At 41.5% G+C, this 24,033-nt stretch carries 19 protein-coding genes and 1 pseudogene; 8 read left to right on the forward strand and 12 right to left on the reverse strand.

Annotated features, from left to right (window positions below; translation table 11 throughout):
- Positions 1 to 274: 274 nt before the first annotated feature.
- Positions 275 to 2,623, reverse strand: a complete 2,349-nt coding sequence (locus ACW689_RS18880; RefSeq protein WP_476293689.1) for a hypothetical protein — start codon at positions 2,621 to 2,623, stop codon at positions 275 to 277.
- Between the two features lie 427 nt (positions 2,624 to 3,050).
- Between ACW689_RS18880 and ACW689_RS18885 the strand changes: the two genes are divergently transcribed.
- A complete protein-coding gene (locus ACW689_RS18885) occupies positions 3,051 to 3,659 on the forward strand; it encodes a hypothetical protein (protein ID WP_476293690.1) in 609 nt (202 codons plus the stop codon).
- 211 nt (positions 3,660 to 3,870) lie between these two features.
- Entirely contained in the window at positions 3,871 to 4,665 is a 795-nt protein-coding gene (locus ACW689_RS18890) for an alpha/beta hydrolase (protein ID WP_476293766.1), read from the forward strand.
- Between the two features lie 88 nt (positions 4,666 to 4,753).
- Here the strand turns inward: ACW689_RS18890 and ACW689_RS18895 are convergent, their stop codons facing one another.
- Together ACW689_RS18895 and panP are read right to left on the reverse strand one after the other, a co-directional pair.
- Entirely contained in the window at positions 4,754 to 5,803 is a 1,050-nt protein-coding gene (locus ACW689_RS18895; protein ID WP_476293691.1) for a sensor domain-containing diguanylate cyclase, read from the reverse strand.
- Between the two features lie 130 nt (positions 5,804 to 5,933).
- Complete coding sequence (panP, locus tag ACW689_RS18900; protein WP_476293692.1) at positions 5,934 to 7,562, reverse strand: pyridoxal-dependent aspartate 1-decarboxylase PanP; 1,629 nt, start codon at positions 7,560 to 7,562, stop codon at positions 5,934 to 5,936.
- A 287-nt stretch (positions 7,563 to 7,849) separates the two neighbouring features.
- Here panP and ACW689_RS18905 point away from each other — a divergent pair, with 287 nt between their 5' ends.
- Positions 7,850 to 9,727 carry an EAL domain-containing protein gene (locus ACW689_RS18905; protein ID WP_476293693.1) on the forward strand — a complete coding sequence of 626 codons (1,878 nt, stop codon included), beginning with the start codon at positions 7,850 to 7,852 and terminating at the stop codon, positions 9,725 to 9,727.
- A gap of 54 nt (positions 9,728 to 9,781) precedes the next feature.
- On the opposite strand, the gene ACW689_RS18910 is transcribed toward ACW689_RS18905, so the two are convergent.
- The 8 genes from ACW689_RS18910 to rph all read right to left on the reverse strand — a co-directional run bounded on the left by ACW689_RS18910 (position 9,782) and on the right by rph (position 18,861).
- Positions 9,782 to 12,541, reverse strand: a complete 2,760-nt coding sequence (locus ACW689_RS18910; protein ID WP_476293694.1) for a methyl-accepting chemotaxis protein — start codon at positions 12,539 to 12,541, stop codon at positions 9,782 to 9,784.
- Positions 12,542 to 12,869: 328 nt separating this feature from the next.
- The gene (trmB, locus tag ACW689_RS18915; RefSeq protein WP_476293695.1) at positions 12,870 to 13,538 is read right to left on the reverse strand and encodes a tRNA (guanine(46)-N(7))-methyltransferase TrmB; all 669 of its coding nucleotides are present in this window, start codon (positions 13,536 to 13,538) and stop codon (positions 12,870 to 12,872) included.
- Positions 13,538 to 14,305, reverse strand: a complete 768-nt coding sequence (locus tag ACW689_RS18920; RefSeq protein WP_476293768.1) for an ABC transporter permease — start codon at positions 14,303 to 14,305, stop codon at positions 13,538 to 13,540. The genes trmB and ACW689_RS18920 overlap by 1 nt, the downstream gene beginning before the upstream one ends.
- A gap of 2 nt (positions 14,306 to 14,307) precedes the next feature.
- On the reverse strand, positions 14,308 to 15,228 hold the full coding sequence (locus tag ACW689_RS18925) for an ABC transporter ATP-binding protein (protein ID WP_476293696.1): 921 nt from the start codon (positions 15,226 to 15,228) through the stop codon (positions 14,308 to 14,310).
- Between the two features lies 1 nt (position 15,229).
- Positions 15,230 to 15,853 carry a flavin prenyltransferase UbiX gene (locus tag ACW689_RS18930; protein WP_476293698.1) on the reverse strand — a complete coding sequence of 208 codons (624 nt, stop codon included), beginning with the start codon at positions 15,851 to 15,853 and terminating at the stop codon, positions 15,230 to 15,232.
- A 28-nt stretch (positions 15,854 to 15,881) separates the two neighbouring features.
- Positions 15,882 to 17,252: a UDP-N-acetylmuramate:L-alanyl-gamma-D-glutamyl-meso-diaminopimelate ligase gene (gene mpl / locus ACW689_RS18935; protein ID WP_476293700.1), complete on the reverse strand. Its 1,371-nt coding sequence runs from the start codon at positions 17,250 to 17,252 to the stop codon at positions 15,882 to 15,884.
- 218 nt (positions 17,253 to 17,470) lie between these two features.
- Positions 17,471 to 18,115 (reverse strand): orotate phosphoribosyltransferase, encoded by a 645-nt coding sequence (gene pyrE, locus ACW689_RS18940; protein WP_476293701.1) that lies wholly within the window; start codon positions 18,113 to 18,115, stop codon positions 17,471 to 17,473.
- 32 nt (positions 18,116 to 18,147) lie between these two features.
- Complete coding sequence (rph, locus tag ACW689_RS18945; protein ID WP_476293703.1) at positions 18,148 to 18,861, reverse strand: ribonuclease PH; 714 nt, start codon at positions 18,859 to 18,861, stop codon at positions 18,148 to 18,150.
- A 184-nt stretch (positions 18,862 to 19,045) separates the two neighbouring features.
- Here rph and ACW689_RS18950 point away from each other — a divergent pair, with 184 nt between their 5' ends.
- The 5 genes from ACW689_RS18950 to ACW689_RS18970 all read left to right on the forward strand — a co-directional run bounded on the left by ACW689_RS18950 (position 19,046) and on the right by ACW689_RS18970 (position 22,983).
- Entirely contained in the window at positions 19,046 to 19,906 is an 861-nt protein-coding gene (locus ACW689_RS18950) for a YicC/YloC family endoribonuclease (protein WP_476293704.1), read from the forward strand.
- 196 nt (positions 19,907 to 20,102) lie between these two features.
- The gene (locus ACW689_RS18955) at positions 20,103 to 20,375 is read left to right on the forward strand and encodes an Arm DNA-binding domain-containing protein (protein WP_476293770.1); all 273 of its coding nucleotides are present in this window, start codon (positions 20,103 to 20,105) and stop codon (positions 20,373 to 20,375) included.
- 77 nt (positions 20,376 to 20,452) lie between these two features.
- On the forward strand, positions 20,453 to 21,436 hold the full coding sequence (locus tag ACW689_RS18960) for a DEAD/DEAH box helicase (protein ID WP_476293706.1): 984 nt from the start codon (positions 20,453 to 20,455) through the stop codon (positions 21,434 to 21,436).
- 278 nt (positions 21,437 to 21,714) lie between these two features.
- The gene (locus ACW689_RS18965) at positions 21,715 to 22,224 is read left to right on the forward strand and encodes a hypothetical protein (RefSeq protein WP_476293708.1); all 510 of its coding nucleotides are present in this window, start codon (positions 21,715 to 21,717) and stop codon (positions 22,222 to 22,224) included.
- Between the two features lie 114 nt (positions 22,225 to 22,338).
- Entirely contained in the window at positions 22,339 to 22,983 is a 645-nt protein-coding gene (locus ACW689_RS18970; protein WP_476293709.1) for a hypothetical protein, read from the forward strand.
- Between the two features lie 69 nt (positions 22,984 to 23,052).
- On the opposite strand, the pseudogene ACW689_RS18975 reads toward ACW689_RS18970, so the two are convergent.
- Positions 23,053 to 23,957: pseudogene (locus ACW689_RS18975) on the reverse strand (IS481 family transposase).
- Between the last annotated feature and the right edge of the window lie 76 nt (positions 23,958 to 24,033).

Below are 24,033 nucleotides of genomic sequence, written 5' to 3' on the forward strand. Positions count from 1 at the left end.
GAAAGTCTCGGTGATCTGCCGCCAGCAGCTTACCGGGCAAAGTTAGAAAACTCTAGTTTACAGGTGTCTCACTGACGGGGAAGTGGACAATAGTATGTTGATATTTAAATAAATAAAAAACGCGAGTACCTACACACTCGCGTTTTTATGCCTTATTGCCTGTGGTCAGTTGGATTAATAGCGACGCCACATCATCCAAAGTTTATAAACATACCATTGAAAGCAGTAACACTTCACTTATGCCAACCTAACGTGACTAAGATTTATGATTTTTTCATTGTTCTTGATACGTATTAAAAATATGAATAAACCCATTATCTGAGAAAACTAAAATTTTCAATCCATCTGGACTCACTGACAAGACCTCAACATTGTATATACTGTGATAGTAAAGAGGTTCAACATCTTTGAAAAAGATTTCATTTATAACATTATTATCTTTATTAATAACAACTAAACGCTCTTTGTCATATGACGTATCTTTATGTACTATTAAGTCACCTAGAGAGTTAAATATAGCTTGTTGAGTATAAGGACTTATCTCTCGTTCATTGACAAGCTCTTCATTCTGTATATTGTAAATGTATAGCGGTGTATTTGAATTTCCATAACTACCAGATAAAACTTTTGAAGAGTCATGTGAAAATCCATACTCGTAATAACTAGTATGCCCCAAAGATTCAGAGTCAAACTTTTTTTTACTCTCCCTATAGATCAAGCGTCTAGCACCATAGTCACCTATATAATAACTCCCATTTGGAGCAACTTTTTCGCTCTTAAAACCTACGTAATCAGATATTTTTTTCCAGCTTGATGTGTCGTAAACACCTTGATAGCCAATTTGAACATACTCAACACCAAAATGCGTAAAAGGCACAACAACCGCTAAATCACTAACATTTTCTAGCTCCAGTTTTTTTACAACTTCACCTTTTGATATTGAATACGTTAGAAGTTCATTATTTTTACTATCAAGAATATATATATCTTCACCGCTTTGAGAAACAGCAAAGGAAACAACAGTTATGTTTTCACCCAAGTTGAGCTTTTCAATTTCACCACTTAAATAGTTAACAGAAAAAACTCCCTCATTATCATTACTGAGAATATTCTTGTACAAAGTAAACACCACTGGTTGTGTTTTAGAAAGGCTTATTAAAATATCATTTAAATAACCTCTTGAGGTTGCTTCTCTAGCGTCAATTTGAAAATAGCTTCTCTCATCTAGTTTATCTACGATAGAAGCATTAATATTAAATATCAGCTGAGAGTTACCGCTTTGTATATAGGCTTTCCCTGAATGTTGCCCTAAATCTAACTTTTCGGTATTAATTTCATACTCAACAGTACTGCCTTTTACCTCAAAAGTAACCCAATGTTGGGGAGTTGTTATGCTAAATTCAGAGATGTCACCCGCTGTAGCCTGAACAACAAAAGAAGCCTTGCTTTTCTCTCCTTTAGCTATCGTGTGGTTAGCCGAGTAATGAGATAAGCCTAACTTAACTTCATCAACGGACACTTGTAAATCCCGCTTGTAAGCTACTTTCTTTCCAGGAAATAAAGCGTTAATAACTAACTCTTCACTTTCGAACGGCAGAGTATACTGAGTTGTATCCATCTCCAGATAATAAGTACTACACTGTGTCCCCATATCATATGAACTTTTTACTAATGATAATCCAGATATTTGCTCTATCTCGGCTTCAAAAATGAAAGGGCCATTTTCAAATTCATTGAAAAAACACAACCCAAAATTCTGTGTTTTAAGAACCTCTCCTTCAAATCCATCAAATTCCAAACTCTTAGTGTAATCTTCTAAAGATACATAAGTTTCAGGTTCATCAAGATAAACATTAACTTGCACAGAGTGCTTTTTAGTTCCATCCAAGCTCTCAATAATGATTTCACCTGCATTGTCTCCAATTCTGGCATATTGAGAATCAATGGTAAGAAAAACGTCCTCACGCTTTGAACCATAACGATGAACACTACTATACTTTAACCATGGTTGAGAGCTCTTTATCTCCCACTCTAAGCCATAAGACTCAATTGTAAACACTTCATCTGTAGAAGAATTACTTTCTACTTCGAATACTTCACCAAACTTGTGTGGACTCCCCCCTGTACTTTTAAAGCGCCCGATTTCAGTATAACCGTTCCCTAAAGTGACAAAATCAACTGATGTAGACAAGTCATCCTCAAAAATATAGTTAACCTTTAAGTCTGTATAAATCTCCTTTTTTTCCTTTACAGACCCAGTTACAAACCTCAACACACCAGATTCAAACCCCACCCCGCCATTGTATTTCCAATCAATTTTGAAAGTCGCTTTTGAAGAATCTGATGTGACAGTCTCAACGGTAAGCCAATCTTGTAAATGTTCTGAGCCTTCTGGGTAGCCAACTAATACACCATCACCTTTAAAGGACACATTTACAAAAATAGCGTCTGAACCTCCATCCCTGTAGTTGTAAACAAAGTCAACTTCTGTTTTGTCAATTGATATTGAGTACCCATCTTGCATTGTAACACCCGGTTCTTTTTTAGTTTCTTGCCCTGAACCACCGCAACTACTTATAAGTAGCGTGCAAGTTAATACAAGCAATAAATGACATGCTCTCATAATTTCATAAAATTCCCATTAGCATAAAATGCAACAATTGTACCTTTTTATGGATCAGTCACCTAACAAAATTCTGTGTTCGACCCCTGCTGTGCTAATTACTTATTAGAAAATGGGCACAAGTTTCGAATATCATGCTGATAAATGCAGAATTAATCACTTCATTACACTAGAGTAACAGTAATTATCACCAATGAAAGTCCAAGGTGATGAGATTAAAGTCTATCACTTCAAGAAAAATGGTTAAGTATCCAGCTTATAGGACGTGAAGCCGCCTCCTATAAAATCTGGAAAATACGATAGGCGATTTGTTTTTTCGGGAAAAATTGTGGGAATTTGCTATTTTTCTGGAAAACACGCATAGCCCTTATAATTAAAAGCTTTGCAGAAATCTTCCAGATGCTACGTGTGGCAGTATGATTTTTTTATGGCATATCACGATTTGCAAGCCCCCCTGTTGCCCACGAACACAAAACGTTCGCCTATTAAGCATATTTTTTCAGTGAAAGGAGGGAGAATTTTAAGGCACCCTCAAAATACAAGTAATGTATTCCCTTTTAACAAGTCTTCAAATAATTTTTCTACATTAACAACTGATCCTTTGTTTAGCTTTGTATTAGACCGCTATAAAAAAGAGGAGTGTGAGATCCGTGGAAAATTTTTTAACGGTTTACACTTCTTTTCTAAAGCATTGAGAGAAGATGACGACATTCTAAAGTTTCTATCCTTCGTATTTGCCATCGAGGCTATTTGCAGTGTAAGTGATACAAAAATTATTGAGGGTTTAGCTAACTTTGTTTCCAATATAAACATGTCGTCATCAGCCGCCAAACATATGAAAGCAATATACAAAATACGTTCTAAAATAGTTCATCATGGCCAAACTTTTGTCGCTAGGAGTGATATTAAACTGGCGCAAGTCCTCGCGCAATCAGCCATTTACAAAGCAATGCACATTTACAATGAGCTTGCTCAAAAAAGTGATTCAGTCAAACAAAAAGACTGGAAAGAAGCCATACGAATTGGGATCGCTTAGATTGTCCGTAATGACTGTATTCTGATGCCATTGCATTAGCTTTTTAAAAATGGGAATTTGCTAAGACATTTGCAAAACAGCTCTGCCTGCAGTGCCCAACACCTCTACCTCAACTTAATTGTTTATAAATACAATTGCTTAAATGTTGTTAAAAATGATACAAACTTAAACCACTTTTATGGAATACCAAGGAATTATCATTTTGAAGAACATGTATTTTGCAATTCTCTGTTTGCTATCAACGGCTGTTAACGCTGCCAATTTTCAAGTTTTTGATATCCCCGCCTCGACAATAATGACTGACACACCCAAAGTGACCATTGCTTTGCCAACCTCATATAACAGTAACAAAACAAAAAACTACCCTGTTTTATATGTATTGGATGGTGAGCTTAATGGTGAGCTAGTATACGGGCTAATACACCGTTTGCATGCTTCTAAAGGCGTAAGCGAGCATATCATCGTCGGCATTAGCAGCAACGATCGCATACGTGATTTTGCCCCGACAGTAAATAAAGACCCAAGAGGCCCAGTGGGTGCCGGGGGTGGAGCAAAAAATCTGTTAGATTTTATGCAATCAGAGTTAATGCCAGCAATCAACAAAAGTTACCGAACTAACAACTTTAATGTTATTGCTGGCCATTCAATTGCGGGATTGTTTGTTATGCATACTTTTCATGCTCGCCCTAATCTCTTTCAAGCCCATATGGCTTTTAGTCCAGCAGTCTGGTGGGCGGCAAGAGAAACTGCTCAAGCAACCAAACAATATGTACTGTCTGACAAGGAGGTGGGGAGCTTTTTGTATATGAATATTGGCAGCGAAGGGGGGGAAATGAGGCAAGTCTATAACGATCTTTCACAAACCATTTTAAGAAACCGTTCAACCGAATTGGCGCTTCACCTTGATACATTCAACGACGAGGCGCACGACTTTACCATGGCCGCAGGCCTTTATAATGCGCTAAAAGCGTTAAACAATTATCAGCACAACAGGCCGCGTTTATAATTCTTCCTCCTCACCACATACAAAGAAGGAAGTCAGCGCAGACTGGTGGAAAAGTTGTTGTACTGATCACGCCAAAATAACACGTTTTTTATTTTGGCGTACTCATCACCACACAGTTTCTACCATTCGCTTTAGCGTCATAAACCGCGTGATCCACCATTTTTAATGAATAGCTAAACGGCTTTCCTAAATCGACTTGAGCAACACCGCAGCTAACGGTCACTTTAATGTAATCCCGACTGGTTTCTATCAGCGATTTTTCTACATGAATACGCAGACGCTCTGCCACTTCATGTGCCCCTTCTGGCGAGGTATTAGGTAAAAGAACGATAAATTCTTCGCCACCTAAGCGACATAAACAATCTTCATTACGTAGCACTTCTTGACATGTATCAGCGAAAGATTTCAACACCACATCACCAATATCGTGCCCGTAGCTGTCATTTATGCGCTTAAAATGATCAAGGTCCAGCATGACAATACTTAATTGTGTACCATAACGAATATGACGGCTGATCTCGCGATGCGCGGTATCCATCAAGTAACGGCGGTTTTTGAGGCCCGTTAACGCATCTTGAAAGGCAAGTGTGGTTAATTGCGCTTGAAGTTCAGATAGCTCACTGACCAAGATACGACGGCTACAACAGTCGGCCATCATCTCAGCATACGCAATTTCTGCGCCTTGCCACTCTCGCGCTTGGCTTGACCCTTCAAAACACACCACCCCATGGGGGATACCATTTTTGAAAATAACGGTATCCAGCATTTCGGTAATGTTGTTTGGTTCTAAGTAATCAGTGGTAAATTCTGAGGTACGCGGATCAGTAACAGCGTTAGACGCATCTATCGATATGCCAGAGGTAATCGCTTTAAAGTAATTAGGGAAATCGTCGCAAAATAGCACTGGAGGCTCGTCTAAATGCGTGTTGTCTCGCCATTCCGTATGTGCGACGTTGATCAGCTTCGTAGGGCAGTCCAGATCATCAAATAACCAGACGGATACTTGGTCAACACCTAAGGTTCTTTTACCTTCGGTAATAAGATCGAATAGAAAGCTTTGATAATGTCCCGATACATCTAACTCTTCAGAGCTCATCCTTCTTAAGCGCTGAGTCACTTCACCAAGGTCAATAAACATATAATGCCGCTGTATTCCAACTAATTGTCACTGCTGAGCCATGTGCTCTATACCAGTATAATACCTAAAAGAAGGAACAAGTAGCTAATAGTTTATATACAAAAAGTTTAAAAACCTTGATGAAATTATATTAGTTCATGTATTTCGCCAGATACTTTTTGAATACAGGGTCAGTTTTAGCGAGCGCTTTTTGCTCTTCCAATATACTTTTCAGAATATGGTCCGAAGTAAGTGGGTTAGCCAGCACAACTCTAAACACAACGGTTGGTTGATTGTCATATTGAGCAGGCGTTAAACGCGTACGTGAAACAAAAGAAATACCGGCTTCACGTTGCCGCTTTTGCATGCTCGCCGTAAAACGATTCAGCGCAGCATAAATATCAATGCGTTCCTGCTCACTTGCCTTTTCAATAACCTGCTTGATTTGCGCTGGCACATATCGATAGGTAAGCAAACATAGCTCAGGCTCTGAGATAAGTTCAAAATCAGGGTCTTGCTCAATCAGCTGCGCAAAATATCTCGCCTTTTCAATGCCTTTATCAATGAGCATTTCATAGCCTTTGCGACCTATCACTTGCAAACAAGCGTGAACCAACATGGCCATACCAGGGCGACTCCCCTCTAACGTATGGCTGCCTAAATCTTTTGAACCTTTACGTAAAATATACTCTGCGTGGTGTTCAATCGCATCTGACGCAGCGGGATCTTTAAACAGAACCAACCCTGCGCCCATCGGTACATACATTTGTTTATGTGCATCTATTGTGATGGAGTCAGCACGCTCAACGCCATCGAGTAAATGTCTGTGATTACCCGAAAGTAATGTCGCCCCACCCCAGGCGGCATCAACATGGAAGTGGCAGCCTAACTCGTCGCTTAGATCAGCCATTTCGTGTAATGGATCGATGTTACCAGTTTCCGTGGTGCCGGCTACACCAACCAAAGCCATCACTTTTATGCCTTGTGATTCAAGCTCTTTGGCTTTTTCACGCATTTTTTGCACATTGACTTTGTTATTACCGTCAGTTTCTATGGCCACAAAATTATCGCGACCCAGCCCCAATACATCGGCGGCTTTACCCAACGAATAGTGACCACGCTCCGATACTAATACTGCCAACCCTTTATAACCGTAGTGCAACATCGCAGCCACAACCCCTTGTGCAGCAATCCCCTTAAATTCACCGTCGGCTTTTAAAAGACGATTTCGCGCAATCCAGAGCGCGGTAATATTGGCAATCGTACCACCGGAGCAAAACGCCCCCAGTGAAGTACTCGCGCTATGCATCCATTTATCATAAAACGCATCTGATGCGCCATATGCAAGATGATGCATCATCCCAAGTACTTGCCTTTCCAGCGGTGTAAATGCTTTAGAGGTTTCTATTTTGACGAGGTTCTGATTTAGCCCGACCATCAGTTTGGAAAGCGGTAGTACGAAATGTGGTAAGGCCGAGGTCATGTGACCAATAAAGCTCGGCGCAGCAGTGTGCACTGAATGTGCAACCAACTGCTCCATAATATCTTGGGCATAGTCAGAAACAAACATCGGCTCTTCTGGGATCACAGCCGATTGAAAGTCCTTCTCAATTTCATGTAAAGGCTTTTCAACTGCGGCTATGTTTTCGTTCAAAAACCCCGCTAGATTATTTGAAATCTCCAACTCTATTTTACTTAGAGTCGAGTCAGGCGCTTCTGGCACCGTAAAAATACGCATTAAACTTTCTTCAGAAGCGACAGCACAACGCTTTGGACCCATTACATTACCCAATGTTTTAACGGACGGCGAATACCCGCCCTGAGCTTGTTATTTCGAAATGGCTAACTTTACTGCAAGTTTACTGGAATGTCTTCTATTGTTCACTGAAAAATAAAGATTTGCCCCACTTAGGTATGACACTTTAATGTATAACTTGCTAAATTTACTTTAAATGTGCCTAGGTATTTAAAAGTCGCTAAACTTGGTTACACTTTTGTACGTGTATGCACTTTGCAACCACTTGAACAGAGTTTAAAATTCGGGAACACACTAATATAAGGATGGTTATGTATAGAAAGACCTCTGCTACAACATGGTCTTTGATTGGGTTTGCCCTTTTTTTCGCAAGCTTAGTTGGCTACGTCGCATATACGTACAAGTATACGCGTGATGCAATTATGGAAGATATTGATAAGCAACTGCTACATGCAGCAAAAAGTGCGCAACTCATATTAGGTGAACACTATCATGATAATCTCACCACTATCGGTGAAGAAAGATATTTAAAGAACAGTGAACAGCTTACAACATTGGCACAAGCTCTGGGTGTAGAATACGTCTACACCATGATTTACGATCCTCCCTATGTGCGCTTTACCGCTTCTAGTTACACAAAAATAGATTTAAAGCAGGGCCGCATCACCCAGCTATTCGACCCGTATTTAGAAGCAACAGCGATTAATAAAGCCGCATTCAGTTCCACAGAGCCCGTATTCGAGACCTCTGAAGATAAATGGGGTCTGTTCAAAAGCATATTCGTCCCTTATATATCCTCTAATGGCACTGTGTATATCAGTGGTGCAGATATCACTATCGATAAAGTCGATTCATTGCTACAAGAAAGTGTGACTAGAGCAACACTCACTGCGAGCTTCTTCTTTTTTATCGCAGTACTCGTCGCAGCTCTATATTTACAGCTTTACAGAAAGTCGATGTGTACAGACGCGCGAACCGGATTCGCCAATCGAGTAGCTTTAGAACGTGATCTCAATGACAAGCAGGACCAGCACCTGAGTCTAGCAATTGTTTGGGTGAATGAACTGGAAGACATCATCAGCTTCTATGGGACTCATGTGGGCGATCTCGTGTTACAAAAAGTCATGGCGCACTTCAAACAGCTCACTGCACCTAATCAGGTCTATCGCCTCGCTACGTCAAAATTGGTGATCATGAGTGATGCAAAAGAAGGCGAAGCATACTTAAGTAAGATAATTTCGGAGTTTCCAACCACCACACCAATTTTAACTAAACCACACTTATACATTCAGCTACATGCAGGTATCGCCACGGGGAATAAGTCTTTGCTACTGGAGAACGCCTCTATTGCCTGCCGACAAGCGATGCAAAATCAACAGCTGATCTGCTTGTTTAACGTGGATAGCCAAGATGCCAGACTAAAACAAAAAAATCACCTCGCGATTGCCAATATATTACAAGACGCATTTGCCAGTGATCGCGTGGTCACCTATTTCACCCCACGCGTAAACCCCAAAACAAGGCAGATAGTGCAACACACTTGTAGCCCGAGGGTCATCACAGAACAAGGGGCTATTTTAAAAGCCGAAAGCTTTAGTGAAGTGGTGAGGCAATCGCGCCTACAAGGTCAGTTGACTCGTAATATACTCACCCAATGTATCAATCGGTTTAGAAAAAGCAGCACGCCGTGGAGTGTAAAACTGAGCTATCAAGACGCAACGGATCCACATCTTTTGGACTTTATAGACCAAGAACTAAGGCGCTATCCGCAACCACAGCTGATCACCTTTGAACTAGACGAAAAGGATGTGTTGGATAATTTCAATGCTATGGCGGTCTGTATTAACGTACTTAAAAGCAAGGGCGTAAAGGTATTGATCAATGCCGTAAGCAGTGGCTTACTCACAGTTAGCCGGGTGATGAAGCTAAACATTGATATGATCTTGCTGGATAAAACCATTGTTTACCATATTGCGGATGACCAGCAAGTCTTTGAGTTTATTCAGCACATTGCCAAGCTGTGTAGCAATAAACGCATTTTGTTGCTGGTTGAAGGCGTTGAGTCTCAAGAGCAGCTTGATAGCTTAGCCGATGCTGGGGTAGATTTAGTGCAGGGCAACTACATTGCAAAAGCCACCCCACACCTTTGCACACATTTACCCCAACTGGACAACCAAACGCGTGCTTAAGTAATGCAGCGCCCAGCTGGGCGCTAATTTACACTTCCATCGTTGATGTGACCGTTAATTGACAACTTGCAGTGCAGTGGATGAGTCATCAACAGCATCTGACTCAGCCTCAAACACAGCCATAAGCTGTTTTAGCTCATTCGCTTTATCCATTAAAAATACACTGGCTGTAGTAGTGTTTTCAACCAAACTGTTATTTTTCTGAATAGAACCATCAAGTTGCTGAACAGCAATATTGATCTGTGCCACGCCACTAGACTGTTCACTGCTCGCTTGGGCAATATCACCCATTTTGCTCGCCAGTATTTTTATATTACCGACAATTTCAGTGAGCGTTTGTCCAGATTGTGTGACTAAACTCATTCCCTGTTCCACTTTGTCGGCGCTTTCTTTGAGTAAGCTGGCAATATCTTTTGAAGCACTCGCACTGCGCTGCGACAAATCACGTACTTCGGCGGCAACAACGGCAAACCCTCTACCTTTTTCACCAGCTCTTGCAGCTTCTACCGAGGCATTCAGTGCCAATAGGTTAGTTTGAAATGCCATTGAATCGATAACCTCTATGACATTTGAGATTTCTCGCGAGCTGTCACTAATTGCCTGCATCGCACTCACAGTTTCATTGATTAGCCTTCCACCTTGCTCAGCCTGCTTGCTGATATCTTGCGCCAAACTACTGGCGGATTGTGCCGTCGCGGAATTGCTGTTCACTGTGTCTGTGATCTCCCCCATGGATACTGTGGTTTCCTCTACTGAGGCAGCTTGCGATGCAGAACGCTCACTCAGATCCGCAATTTCATCATAGATATGGTGTGCCGAGTCTTTGATAATATCCGACATATTCAATAACTGAATCACCATCTGCTCTAGCTGCTTCACACTAGAGTTGACAGCGCTTTTTAACTTAGCAAACTCTCCTTCATAGTCATGCTCAACTTGGCGTGTTAAATTCCCCTGTGCCAAGCCATTCATGACATAAATACACTCTTCCAATGGTTGCTCTATTGCATCTAATGTTTGATTAATAGCACTGACAATATCAGCGTACACTCCTTGATGTTTCTCGAGGTTAGCTCTTTGATGCAGGTCCCCATAGCTTGCCGCTTCAGCTAGCATGCTGGTATCATTGAGCATGGTTTTGATGGTCTCTATACAAGAGACTAAACTCGATTTAATATTAACCAAGTCACCTTGATACGCGTTGCTTATCTCATCTGGCAACTGCCCTTTGGCAATTTGATCTAAATACACGCTGGTAAGCTCAATTGGCGTAGACAATGCTTCTAGCGTTAAGTTAAGTCCAGCGACAATTTTTTGAAAGTCCCCCTCATGAGCGGCGGTATCTGCACGGGTAGATAAATGCCCCCTTTTTGCAGACGTCACAATTAAGTTGGTATCTTCAATTAAACGATTAATGGCTTTAGTTGAAGTTTCTAGGGCAAGTTTAATTTCGGCTAGTTCCCCGTTGTAAGCCCCTTCAATTTTGGTTGGCACCTTGCCTTTGGCAATTTGGTTTAAATATTCCTTGGTTTGCCGAATTGGTAGCACTACAGCATCCAGCATCTGATTAATGCCAATGGCAAGGGTCATCATAAATCCCGAGTATCCATCAACGCAGAGCCGTGCTGATAGCTGACCTTGAACTGCCGAATCAATAATAGACTTAACCTGCTCTTCAGCCGAGCGCATTTGTGTTAAATCAGAAAACTCATAAACTGTTCCTAAGCATTTACCTTGCTCATCTGCCACTGGGCTTGCCACCACATTTAATACCACGCCAGATTCTACCCATTCCCATTCACTTTGCTGCTCTTGGTGAGTGTTGTGTTTAGTAGCTAGTGCAGGAACTAAAGGTTGATGGAGTACACAGTTGGGAACATTCAACTCATTTTGATACACATTCAACAGGTGTTGGCATTGCTGGTTAGCATAAATGACAACTTGCTCTGCATCGCATAATAAAACGGGCGCAGCTACATTATCTAGCGCGTATTTAATACGGCCATTCTCAAGCGCTTGTTGCTGTAAATCGCTTGTCATAGCATGTAGATTGGATTGCATTTCACCTAAATTAGCTAATAGCCGGCCTATCTCATCGCCCTCATAGCCTTCTATCTCATTGTCTAGATTACCTTGTGCTATTTTTTGTGAGAACCCAGAAGCTTGCTCGATTGGTTTAGTGATCAGCTGCTGAATAAAGCGAGTCATTAAACCTAAGGTCACTCCAGCCAAAATAAGCAAACTCAATATACTAAGAAAGATATAACGATCTTTTTTGTCAGTTAAGTAACTAGAGCGGGTATTTACCAAAGCGTTAATGTTACCCGATAATGACAGCAGTAACTTACTTGCTTCTCTGTCTATACCTTGTACCGCCCTATCACCCGCTTGTGTATCATAATTGGCGTTTTCAAACACTTGCATACCAACACGATATTGTTCGCCTAAAATCAGATGTGTCTGCTGAAACAGCTTTAGTTTGTCGACAAAATCAGTTGGTAAATATGGGCTTCGAACAAGCTTTGTGACGTTATCTTGAATTTCAGCTTCTTTTTTTGCAAACCGTTGCCAATATTTAGTACGCTGTTCATTATCATGGCCGCGAATGAGCACATTTTTCCATTCTTGTACTTGGGTTTTGAAGTTATCTAGGACAAGGTTAACCTGTTGCCTAGCAACTAACTCCTCATGGATCAGGTCATCTAGTTCAACCGCGATATTCTGGATAGACTTCACCACTAACATCGCGCCAACTAGCAGTAAGATGAAACCAAGGCCAACCCCTGATAACAGTTTTGCACTGATACTCTTCATATGCTTTGATCCCTAAAGTATGAAACTTTTATTACAACTGAAAGATAGAACACTTCGCCTAATTAGCAACATTTAGCAAGCATTGCCAGTATAGTTAACAGGTATCACGGCTCTCTTTTTGTGGGTATAAAGCGCAGGGTCGCAGTGTAATATGTTTGAAAAACAAAAGAGCGTTGGCAGTCAAACTCATACGCTAATCTCAAGAATGACGCCAGATATACTCTAGCAGCGATTAATTAAAGGAAAGTGCGGCCGATAATATAAAAACTTAAGGTAGAGAGAGGCACAGACTAACAGCCTCTCACAGGTATATGCTCACACAGCAAGGTTAAGACAGCTGCACAACCAAACGCGTGCTTGATTGGCCGCTGGCCCAATACTTTCGCTCAAAAGGCGTTATCGCCGTATCGCTATGATACGGTGATACGGGAGTGGGAAAGCCTGCTAATTGTAAGGCCCTTGCAAACTCTTTGACGTAAATATCCCAATTACTACGTACTTCCAATTGACCACCTAATTTGACGATAAATGGAAAGACTGCCGCACCATGCCAGCGTCGCTGCAAATGCTTAGACTTAGGCCAAGGGTTTGGGTAAAGCAAATAGTGGTGGGTAGGTTGCCACTTGGCCTCGACTGCCAAACGCCAAAAATCGTTTAAATCGGCTTGCACCAAAATATACTGACCAGCCTCTGTTTGCTTATATTCCACATCATGTTTATCCAAACGATGCGATGACTTATCAATCCCAATGATCAAAGCATCAGGATGCAACTTCGCCAAGTTAGCGGTACTTTCACCCACCCCGCAACAGGAGTCGAGAATAATTGGACCGTTAAACGCCTGTACACGTGCATTCACTTCCTCAAATGCGGCTTGCGTATGCTGTGCGATAGGCTTTTTAAACTCTGCTTGCAAATGTTTATTCACCACCTCATCGAGCTTGTCATGCAAGCTCGTTTGGTTTGATACAATGCTTCTTGAATTGGCTTCACTCATTAATGACGTAACCCTACACCTCGGCGTATCAAATTCAGCGCCAAGGTAAATAACACAATAATAAACGCCAATAATACCGTAAATGCCACATAAATGTTGATATCTGACACACCTAAAAAGCCAAATCTAAATGCATTCACCATGTAGATGATGGGATTGATTTGCGACACACCTTGCCAAAATTCAGGCAACAACGTAATGGAGTAAAATACTCCGCCCAGATAGGTCAGAGGCGTCAACACAAAGGTGGGAATAATACTGATGTCATCAAAACTATTGGCAAACACCGCATTAATTAGGCCTCCTAATGCAAACACCGCAGAGGTTAAAATCACCGTCGCGATGATCACGCCCAGATTATGGATTTGAATATCAACAAAAAACAGTGATACCAAGGTAACAATGAGGCCAACCAACATACCTCGAGCCATACCACCGCCCATGTAGCCTAATACAATAATATAGTTTGGCACAGGTGCAACTAACAACTCCTCAATACTTTTTTGGAACTTAGTAGAATAAAAGCTAGAGGCTACATTGGAATAGGAGTTGGTGATCACCGACATCATGATCAAACCCGGCACGATAAACTCCATGTAACTAAACCCGCCCATTTCGCCAATGCGAGAGCCGATTAAGCTACCAAAAATAACAAAATACAATGTCATGGTGATCGCTGGCGGCACTAAGGTTTGCACCCAAATACGTAAAAAGCGAATACACTCTTTTATCCAAATACTTTTTAATGCGACGCCGTAACGGGTAATACTCATGATGCTCGCCCTTGTTCTAATAACCCAACAAATAACTCTTCTAAACGATTGGCTTTATTACGCATACTCAACACTGAATTGCCTTGTGCCGTGAGCTGTGTGAACACTTCATTGAGACCTTGAGACTTGGCCACTTCAACCTCAATAGTGTGGTCATCTACCATCTTAAACTGATAACCATCGAGCACTATAGGTTGTATGGGGGCTTTTAAATCAAGCACAAAGGTTTCTTTAGCCAGCTTTGCTAATAACGCTTTGATGGTGGTGTTTTCTACAATGATACCTTTATCAATGATGGCAATGTTTTTACACAGCAGTTCTGCTTCTTCAAGGTAGTGGGTGGTGAGAATAATGGTCACGCCTTGCTGGTTGATTTCACGTAAAAAATCCCACATGGAGCGACGCAGCTCTATATCAACGCCTGCCGTTGGTTCATCCAGAATAAGTAGTTTAGGCTCATGCATTAAGGCACGCGCAATCATCAAACGACGTTTCATACCGCCAGATAAAGTGCGTGCTTGTTTGTCTTTTTTATCAAATAAACCCAGCTGCTTTAGGTATTTTTCTGCACGCTCATGGGCCACACTGCGTGGTACGCCATAATAACCGGCTTGATTAACAAGTATCTGGTTTAATGTTTCAAATTGACTAAAGTTAAACTCCTGCGGTACCAAACCCAACTCTGATTTAGCATCTTCCAATGCGGTATCTATGCTGTGGCCAAACACTTCAACACTGCCTTGCGTTTTATTGACCAAAGAAGCAATTACGCCAATCGTTGTTGACTTGCCCGCACCGTTTGGCCCAAGAAGTGCGAAAAAATCACCTTGCTCTACTTGTAGGTCAATGCCTTTTACAGCTTCAACACCGTTTTTATAGACTTTTTTTAAGCCTTGAATATTCAATGCAATTGTCATGTTATTGTTGTTCTCCATAACCCCAACGGTTGGTTAAGGTATGCTCAATATTTAAATGATCTAGAATTCTTGCCGCCATAAAATCGACTAGATCTTCAATCGACTGCGGCTGATGATAAAACCCCGGTGCTGCGGGCATAATCGTTACACCCAGCTGGCTTAGCTTTAGCATGTTCTCTAGATGAATAGAGCTAAATGGGGTTTCTCTGGGTACCAAAATAAGCTGCCCGCGCTCTTTGATCACTACATCGGCAGCACGCTCAAGGAGATTATCAGAAGCCCCCATCGCAATCGCCGACACACTGCCAGCACTGCACGGACACACCACCATTTTTTTAGGCGCAGCTGAACCCGATGCCACAGGGCTGAACCAATTGTCTTTGCCAAATACTTTAATTTGTTCAGGCTTCGCGTTATATAAAGCAGTTAATTGCTCTGTCGCTTTTTGCTCATTGCCAGATAACTTAATGTTTGACTCGGTATCAAGTACCACTCGCGCAGCACTTGATATCAATACAAACACTTGATAGTTCATCGCCACTAACACTTCGAGTAGGCGCAAACCATAGGGTGCACCAGAAGCCCCACTAAATGCTAAAGTGATTGCCGGTTTAAATTTATTCACATGTTCGCCTTGGATTAAATTCTATTAACTAAGAGTTCGTCTGTAGCGCACTCAACAACTTTTGGTGTAATCCTTCAAAACCCCCATTACTCATGATCAGAATATGCTGCCCCGGTTGTGCCTTGGCGCACACTTTTGCGATGATCTCATCAGTGCTATCAAAGCATGCTCTGCCCGCTTTATTCGCTTGCTCTTTTAACGACCAACCTAAGCCTTGAGGCTCAAACAAATATGCCTCATCGGCCTGTACTAAAGAGTCGAGCAAAGTATGCTGATGCACGCCCATTTTCATGGTATTTGAGCGTGGTTCTAAAATTGCAATAACCGGTTCATCGCCGACTTTGGCTTTGAGTCCGGCCAGAGTTGTTTTAATCGCCGTTGGATGGTGCGCAAAATCATCATACACTCGCACACCATTAACCTCACCGAGCAACTCCATTCTACGTTTCGGTGATTTAAACTCGGCTAACGCATCTATGCTCACTGCTACAGGAATACCCACATGACGCGCAGCAGCGATGGTCATGATGGCATTTTTGACATTGTGCTCACCGATCGTATCCCAATTCACGATACCTTCGAGTTGTCCTTGCAGATACACCTCAAATTGTGAGCCGTCTTGCTTGAGTAACTTATACGTCCAATCACCATTTAAGGTTTCTTGTAGGCTCCAAAAACCGCGCTTTACAACATCCACTAACGCTTTATCATCAGCTGGGTAAATGGCTTTGCCTTGACTCGGCAAGGTGCGAATTAAATGGTTAAATTGAGTTTGAATGGCCTCAAGATCTTTGAAAATATCGGCATGATCAAACTCTAAATTATTCATTACCAAGGTACGGGGTAAGTAGTGTACAAACTTACTACGTTTGTCAAAAAACGCCGTATCGTATTCATCCGCTTCAATCACAAAAAATGGCGTATCACTGACTCGTGCCGATACCCCAAAATTTTGCACAATACCACCAATTAAAAAGCCCGGGCGCAATCCCGCATATTCCAACACCCAAGCGAGCATACTCGCGGTTGTGGTTTTTCCGTGCGTACCAGCCACAGCCAGTACCCAAGCATCTTGCAACAAGTTATGCTTCAACCATTCTGGTCCCGAAGTGTAAGGGATACGGTTTTCCAATACGTATTCGACACAAGGATTGCCACGACTCATGGCATTGCCAATCACCACCACATCGGGCACAGGTTCGAGTTGCGTTGGGTCGTAACCCGAGGTGAGCTCAATCCCCAAAGACTCTAATTGCGTGCTCATTGGTGGATATACATTTTGATCTGACCCCGTCACCCTATAGCCAAGTGCCTGCGCAATGGCTGCAATACCACCCATAAAGGTGCCGCAAATACCTAAAATATGTATATGTTTTTGTTCTTTTTGCTGATTGACCATGAAAATAATGTGCCTTGTAAAAATCAATACTGCGTTAGCAGGCTGCTTACTATGCCAAATTTATAGGCAATTAACCAATCCCACCTTCGCAAAACAGCCATGCTAGTTTGGCAATAATAGCCTCTTGCGAATGAACTTATTATGAGTAGCCATTGCCAAAACTGGATAAAAAAAATGCCAGTCTAAAACTGGCATTTTCTATCATTTTAGTGTGTGATTTACGCTACACCATATTGGTCACGGTATGCTTTCACCGCTTCAAGATGCTCACTCATACCACCTTGCTCTTCAAGGTAAGTGATTAAATCTGCCAGCTTCACAATTGACACCACTTGGGTATTAAAATCGCGTTCAACCTCTTGAATAGCAGAAAGCTCTGCTTTACCTTTTTCTTGGCGGTCTAGCGCAATCAATACACCTGACAAGTCAGCACCCGCTGCTGCAATGATCTCCATTGACTCACGAATAGCAGTACCCGCCGTGATCACATCATCCACCAGCATAATGCGGCCTTCTAGTGCCGAGCCAACTAAGGAACCACCTTCTCCGTGTTGCTTTTTCTCTTTGCGGTTAAAGCAATAAGGTACGTCTTTATTGTAATGATCCGCAAGCGCCACGGCTGTTGTGGTAGCAATTGGAATGCCTTTATAAGCTGGTCCAAACAGCACATCGTACTCAATGCCTGCATCTTCCAATGCTGCAGCATAAAAGCGACCTAAACGTGCTAAATCACGACCGGTATTAAACAAACCTGCGTTGAAAAAATAAGGGCTTGTACGACCTGACTTTAAAGTAAACTCGCCAAACTTAAGCACCTGCTTTTCAAGGGCAAATTCAATAAACTCTTTTTGATATGCTTTCATGTGTTACCTACTTAAACCTTTACGAGCCAATCTTATGCAAGTGCTTTCTTTTGCAAGTCAATGATTTCGCGAATTGAGTGCTTCGCTAGTGCTAATAAATCGTCTAGCTCATCAAACGAGAACGGTTCACCTTCTGCTGTACCTTGCACTTCAATCAATTTGCCTGTTTCAGTCATGATCACGTTCATATCAGTTTCAGCTTCAGAGTCTTCTAAATACTCAAGATCAGTGATGGCTTCACCGTTGTATACGCCCACTGAAATTGCCGCAATCATAAACTTAAGCGGGTTTGTATTGATCATACCTTTGGTACGCATATGCGTTAGCGCATCAACCAAGGCCACACAAGCACCACTGATAGACGCCGTACGTGTACCACCGTCAGCTTGTAGTACATCACAATCAATAGTAATGGTATTTTCGCCAAGCGCTTTTAAATCAACCGCAGCACGCAGTGCACGAGCAATTAAACGCTGGATCTCCATGGTACGACCGCCTTGCTTGCCTTTGGCAGCCTCGCGATTGTTACGTGTATGGGTAGAACGCGGTAACATGCCATATTCAGCGGTGATCCAGCCCTTACCTTGACCTTTCATAAAACGCGGTACGCCCGCTTCAACAGTCGCGGTGCACAATACTTTGGTGTTTCCAAACTCCACTAACACTGAGCCTTCAGCGTGCATTGTGTAGTTACGAGTAAATGTTACAGGTCTAATTTGGTTTGCTGTTCTTTCGCTTGGACGCATCCACGTTCCCCTCAATTCAAAGTTTTGCCTATTATAAAGGCTCAATGGACACGATGCCATGCGTTACACGATAAATAGTTGTGGTATCACGGTGTAAATTTGATAAATAATGGGGCTGTCGCCTTGCGCGCTTTATAAGCTATAATGGCGCCAGCCAATTTTGTTATTAGATTAGGAACTTTACATGATCCATAGTATGACCGCCTACGCACGCCGAGAAGTAAAAGGTGAATGGGGCACTGGGGTTTGGGAAATTCGCTCGGTTAACCAGCGTTACCTAGAAACCTTTATCCGCGCACCTGAACAATTCCGTGCCATGGAGCCCGTTGTACGTGAACGCCTGCGCAAACACTTGCAGCGCGGTAAAGTAGAAGTGTATTTAAAGTTTACCGCCAACCCAGCTCATGTTGGCGAATTATCTATTAACGAAACACTCGCAGAGCAGCTAATCAAAAGCGCCAAATGGGTGCAGCAACACAGCCAAGGCGACATCAACCCGGTAGATATTTTACGCTGGCCAGGTGTCATGGAAGCCCAAGAAGTTGATTTAGATACCGTTAACAGCGAGCTTTTAAAAGGCTTTGACGAGCTTGTTGAAGACTTTAAAGCCGCCCGTGCTTCCGAAGGTGCAAACCTCGAAACCATGATCACTACTCGCCTAGATGCAATTGTAGAGCAAGTAGCCATTGTTGAAGGCCATATGCCTGAAGTGAGCAAATGGCAGCGCGAAAAACTCACTGCAAAACTTGAAGAGTTGAAAGCAGAAATTGACGAAACGCGCCTTGAGCAAGAACTGATTTACCTTGCCCAAAAACAGGACGTGGCTGAAGAGCTTGACCGCTTGAAATCACACGTCAAAGAAACGCACAAAATCTTGAAAAAAGGCGGCGCCTGCGGCCGTCGTTTAGACTTTATGATGCAAGAGTTCAACCGTGAATCAAACACACTCGCGTCTAAATCAATCAACACCGAGATCACCAACGCAGCCGTTGAATTAAAGGTTTTGATTGAGCAAATGCGCGAACAGATCCAAAACATCGAGTAATGTTTCAGGCTGTTTCTGAGCGTTAAAATAGCCTTTAAAACCTTAAAGTTATAAGTTTTACGTGTTTCAACCTGTTGCCCAGAATTGCTCTTTGTAATGAAAAAATGATGGCAGAAATGGTGGCAGATTTTGCGAAAAGTAAAAATCTGCACCAAAATTAGAAAATCTGCCATCACTTTCTAAGTAAAGGCATGATATAGCTGAGAAACTTAACGCTCAACAAATTAAGGCTCTAATTAAAAACGGAAAAATAGGCTATCACTCAATCGGAGATGGCCTATATATCAGGCTCAGTAAGGAAAGAAGCGCCTTCTGGGTTTTACGTTACACCATCCATAAAAAACGCAGAGAAATAGCCATTGGGAAATACCCCGATGTTTCTCTTCATGAAGCCGTCTTGAAGCTGCCAAGCTCAAGCTTGAAATTAAAAACGAACATATCGACCCACAGGCAGAAAAAAGCGTCTTAATAATCAGGTATTTGGCGGAAGACTGGCTTAAGGACTGCGAAAAACGCCTTAAGCCCTTGTTCGCTTCATTAGGGAGAATGTTTAAGTCACTTCGTGCTGGTGATTTAGGTTGGTTACTAATTGATGAAGCTGGACAATCCGTCCCCCAAGCAGCTGTTGGTGGTATTTGGATGGCAAAGAGAGTTATCGTAGTTGGAGACCCATTACAAATAGAACCTGTATTTACAACGCCACCACCAATAGTCGAAGCAGTATGCAAAGTTCATCTAGGCGATGAACAAAATCTATGGAACCCTCAGCTAAATTCTGTACAACAAATTAGTGATCGAGCTAACCAATATGGATGTGAATTGAATGTCATGGAAGAAAAAATTTGGGTTGGTATTCCGCTATGGGTGCATCGACGCTGTATTGAACCTATGTTTACAACTGCCAATCAAATAGCTTATGAAGGCAGAATGATCCATGGTTTGAAAAATGAAAAAATTGTTGCTAAGGAGCATGCTGCTTTAGGTGAAAACTATTGGTTAGTATCAAAAGGAAGTTGTACCAAGAAACAGTATAAACATGAGCTTGGGCACGATACCTTGGAGCTATTGTTGAATATTGCAAAGATAAATGGATCACTATCAGAAGTATACATTATTAGCCCTTTTAAAGCAGTAAAACAGGAATTATCAGCTTATATGGACACTCACTTAAATCAAATTTGTGAGTTAACCAATTGGAACAGAAAAGAGTACTATAAGTGGAAGCGTAATCATGTTGGCACTGTGCATACTTTTCAGGGAAAAGAAAACAAAACTGTTATATTTGTTTTGGGGTGTGATCCTGATAACGAAGGAGGCGCAATTTGGGCAGCAAGTAAGCCAAATTTGCTAAATGTTGCTCTCACTAGAGCTAAAGAAAATATTTTTGTCGTTGGAGACCCTGAGGTTTGGCAATCTAAAACTTATTTTTCATTGCTCACGAAAGTACTTTCTAAGAAAACCCTTGAAGAGATTAAAGCTAAACTTGAGAATTCGACCAAAAATGTAAACCTAGTGGAAGAGTTAAGCTAGATAGTGGGTAAGTTGGTGGGTGTCATTCTATATTCATTTTCTAACCTATCAAAAAAAACACCAAGCTTAATAAATGTACGCTTAACTACCCGAAAAGCAATATAATAAAACCTTTTTCACATTTCAAAAACACTCATTAAACATTATCACAAAACCAAAATAGATAAAAATATATTAATAGTTGATCCACATTAAATAGTAACGTACTTTTAAAAGGCTATAAATTTATAGCTAATTAAAAAAACAATTTAATTATAATTTTATAAGGAATATAAGTTATGAAACTCAACGGTATCCTTCCAGCAGTGATGATCGCTGCTACTAGCCTTTCTTTTAGTGCACTCAGTGCGAATGAGGCCGCTTCATCAGAACTTCAGACTCAAGTACAAACCGCACATGATCAAGAAGCTGCATTTAATTCTATAATGGAGTTTGAAGCGAACAGTCGTGGTGAACTTTCAACCAGCGCATATGAACGTTGTAGTGCTACGGTGTACACTCGATACACCAGTATCAAGTTAGGTGATACCCGTACCATCGCAAGCTTTGACCACGATGGTGGTAATTGTCACAGATATGGTTTTGCCATTTTAAGAAACTATGAAGGGCATGACTTCAAAGTGACACTGGTCGATAGTAACGGTCAACGCGTTGCTGGTGGCTATAGTGTGGCGGTTTCGACTTCAATATACCAAACTGGTAGATATTATTGGCAAGTTGAAAACTTGACCACATCGAGCTCAAAAACATATGGCGGCATCAAATACGAGGTCAGATCGGGTGGTTAATTAAAGTATACCAATACAGCTTATGAGCTATTTATTCATAGGCTGTTCTTTACGACCGTTAAGCTTTCTAAAATGGTGCCGATACAATCAAAAACATGTTTAAAAAGGATCTTTATGAAAATTCATATCAACACACACAATACGCAATTTGCTCATGCGAATAATGATGTATCAAAAAGCACTCAAACAAACAGCACAGTTAATGAAGAAAATAGCCCTAAAGTCGACGTGAACGATGATAACTCCAACAATCAGCGACAAGATTTTGATTTAGATTTAGTGAAAGGCAGCGCCTATGAACAAATTTTTCAAAACGAAGATCTCGACTTCTCGAATATGAGTTTAAATGAATTGCATAGCCTTGTTCAGAGCGTTAATGAAATGCACAGGGAATATGCAAGCCAATATGGTAATGATGGAACAACCCAAGTAGGCAAGTCTGGAAATCCTATTATCTCTAAAGAAAGGGAAAACTTACTTGATTTAGAGGGTACACTTGAAGTGCTTTCTTTTGGTGGTGGTAATGTTGACCCTAATAAGAAAATTGACATCCTTGCGTATTTTTCTTCTCAATCAGACAGTGCGGATGAAAAAGCTAAAGCGCAACCAATGCGTGAGGATCACACGACCTCAGCTTCTTATATGAAAGAGATTTTAAATACGCTCGATAATTTTACATCGAAAGACACTTTTGATTTATATAAAGAGAAAGCAGCTTTATTAATCACAGGTAAGCGACAGGTTGACACCTTTATTTGAAACTCAACTACAGTCAATTTTAGCAATTTATTAGTTGTGGGTCTCGAAACCTCGGCTGACAAGCCATAACTAGGCTCTCATTTTCGAAACTAGAATCTCATACGGCGTTTTTCCTTTCAAGCCACCTGCGGCCTATGGTAGTTGTAAAACGCCTCCCACTCAGCCAATTTGGCCTCTAAATCAACGTCTCCTTTATAGTTTAATAACTGATAAAACTCTCGTTTATCGGTTAGGTGAGAACGTTCAACTTTACCATTGAGGTTAGGACTAGCAGGCTTGATATACACATGCTGCATTCCCAGATCTTCGCAGTGCCAATGAAACTTAGATTGGAATTCATGGCCATTATCTGTGCGTATCATTTTAATGCGGAAGGGAAACTTACCAACAACGTAATCAATAAAGTCGATAGCACATGCTTGGTTGTGTTTTTCGTAGACTTTTAATGCTCTTATACGTGTAGCATCGTCGATAGCCGTATATTGGAATCTACGAACCTTCCTGCCCGATTTATCTTTGAAGGTAAGAAACTTAACATCAACTTGAACATGGTGTCCCGGGACTTGTTTCTCGTATCGCTTTACCGACTTAACTTGCCGTGTTCTCAAGTTCTGGGGTAGGCGGTTAAGGCCATGCCTACAAAACACGCTATAAACGCCTGATATAGAGACTTTAAGTCCATGATAGCGCGCTAAATACCAACTAATTTTAGCTTGTCCAAAATGATAGTTTTTACGCAGATATAAAATTTTCTCTTCGATGATTGGGTCAACGCGAACGGCTGGATTTTCAGGGCATGGCTTTGAGTTGATTAACCCTGCTTCTCCTTTAGCTGCATAATCTTTTCTCCAACGATAAAACGTATCTCTGGATATCCCCCAATAGCGACAGGTTTTACTAACGTTTCTGATTTCTTTTGCGTGACTTAATATCTTAAGCTTACGCCTAACTTCTTGTTCTTCTTTTCTATTCATTTAAAACCTCAACTAACACATTATAAATATACAGAAATGTGTCAGCCAAGGTCTAAAGATTCACATATTAGTGCAG

The sequence above is a fragment of the Pseudoalteromonas sp. ABE4_541 genome (assembly GCF_056312285.1).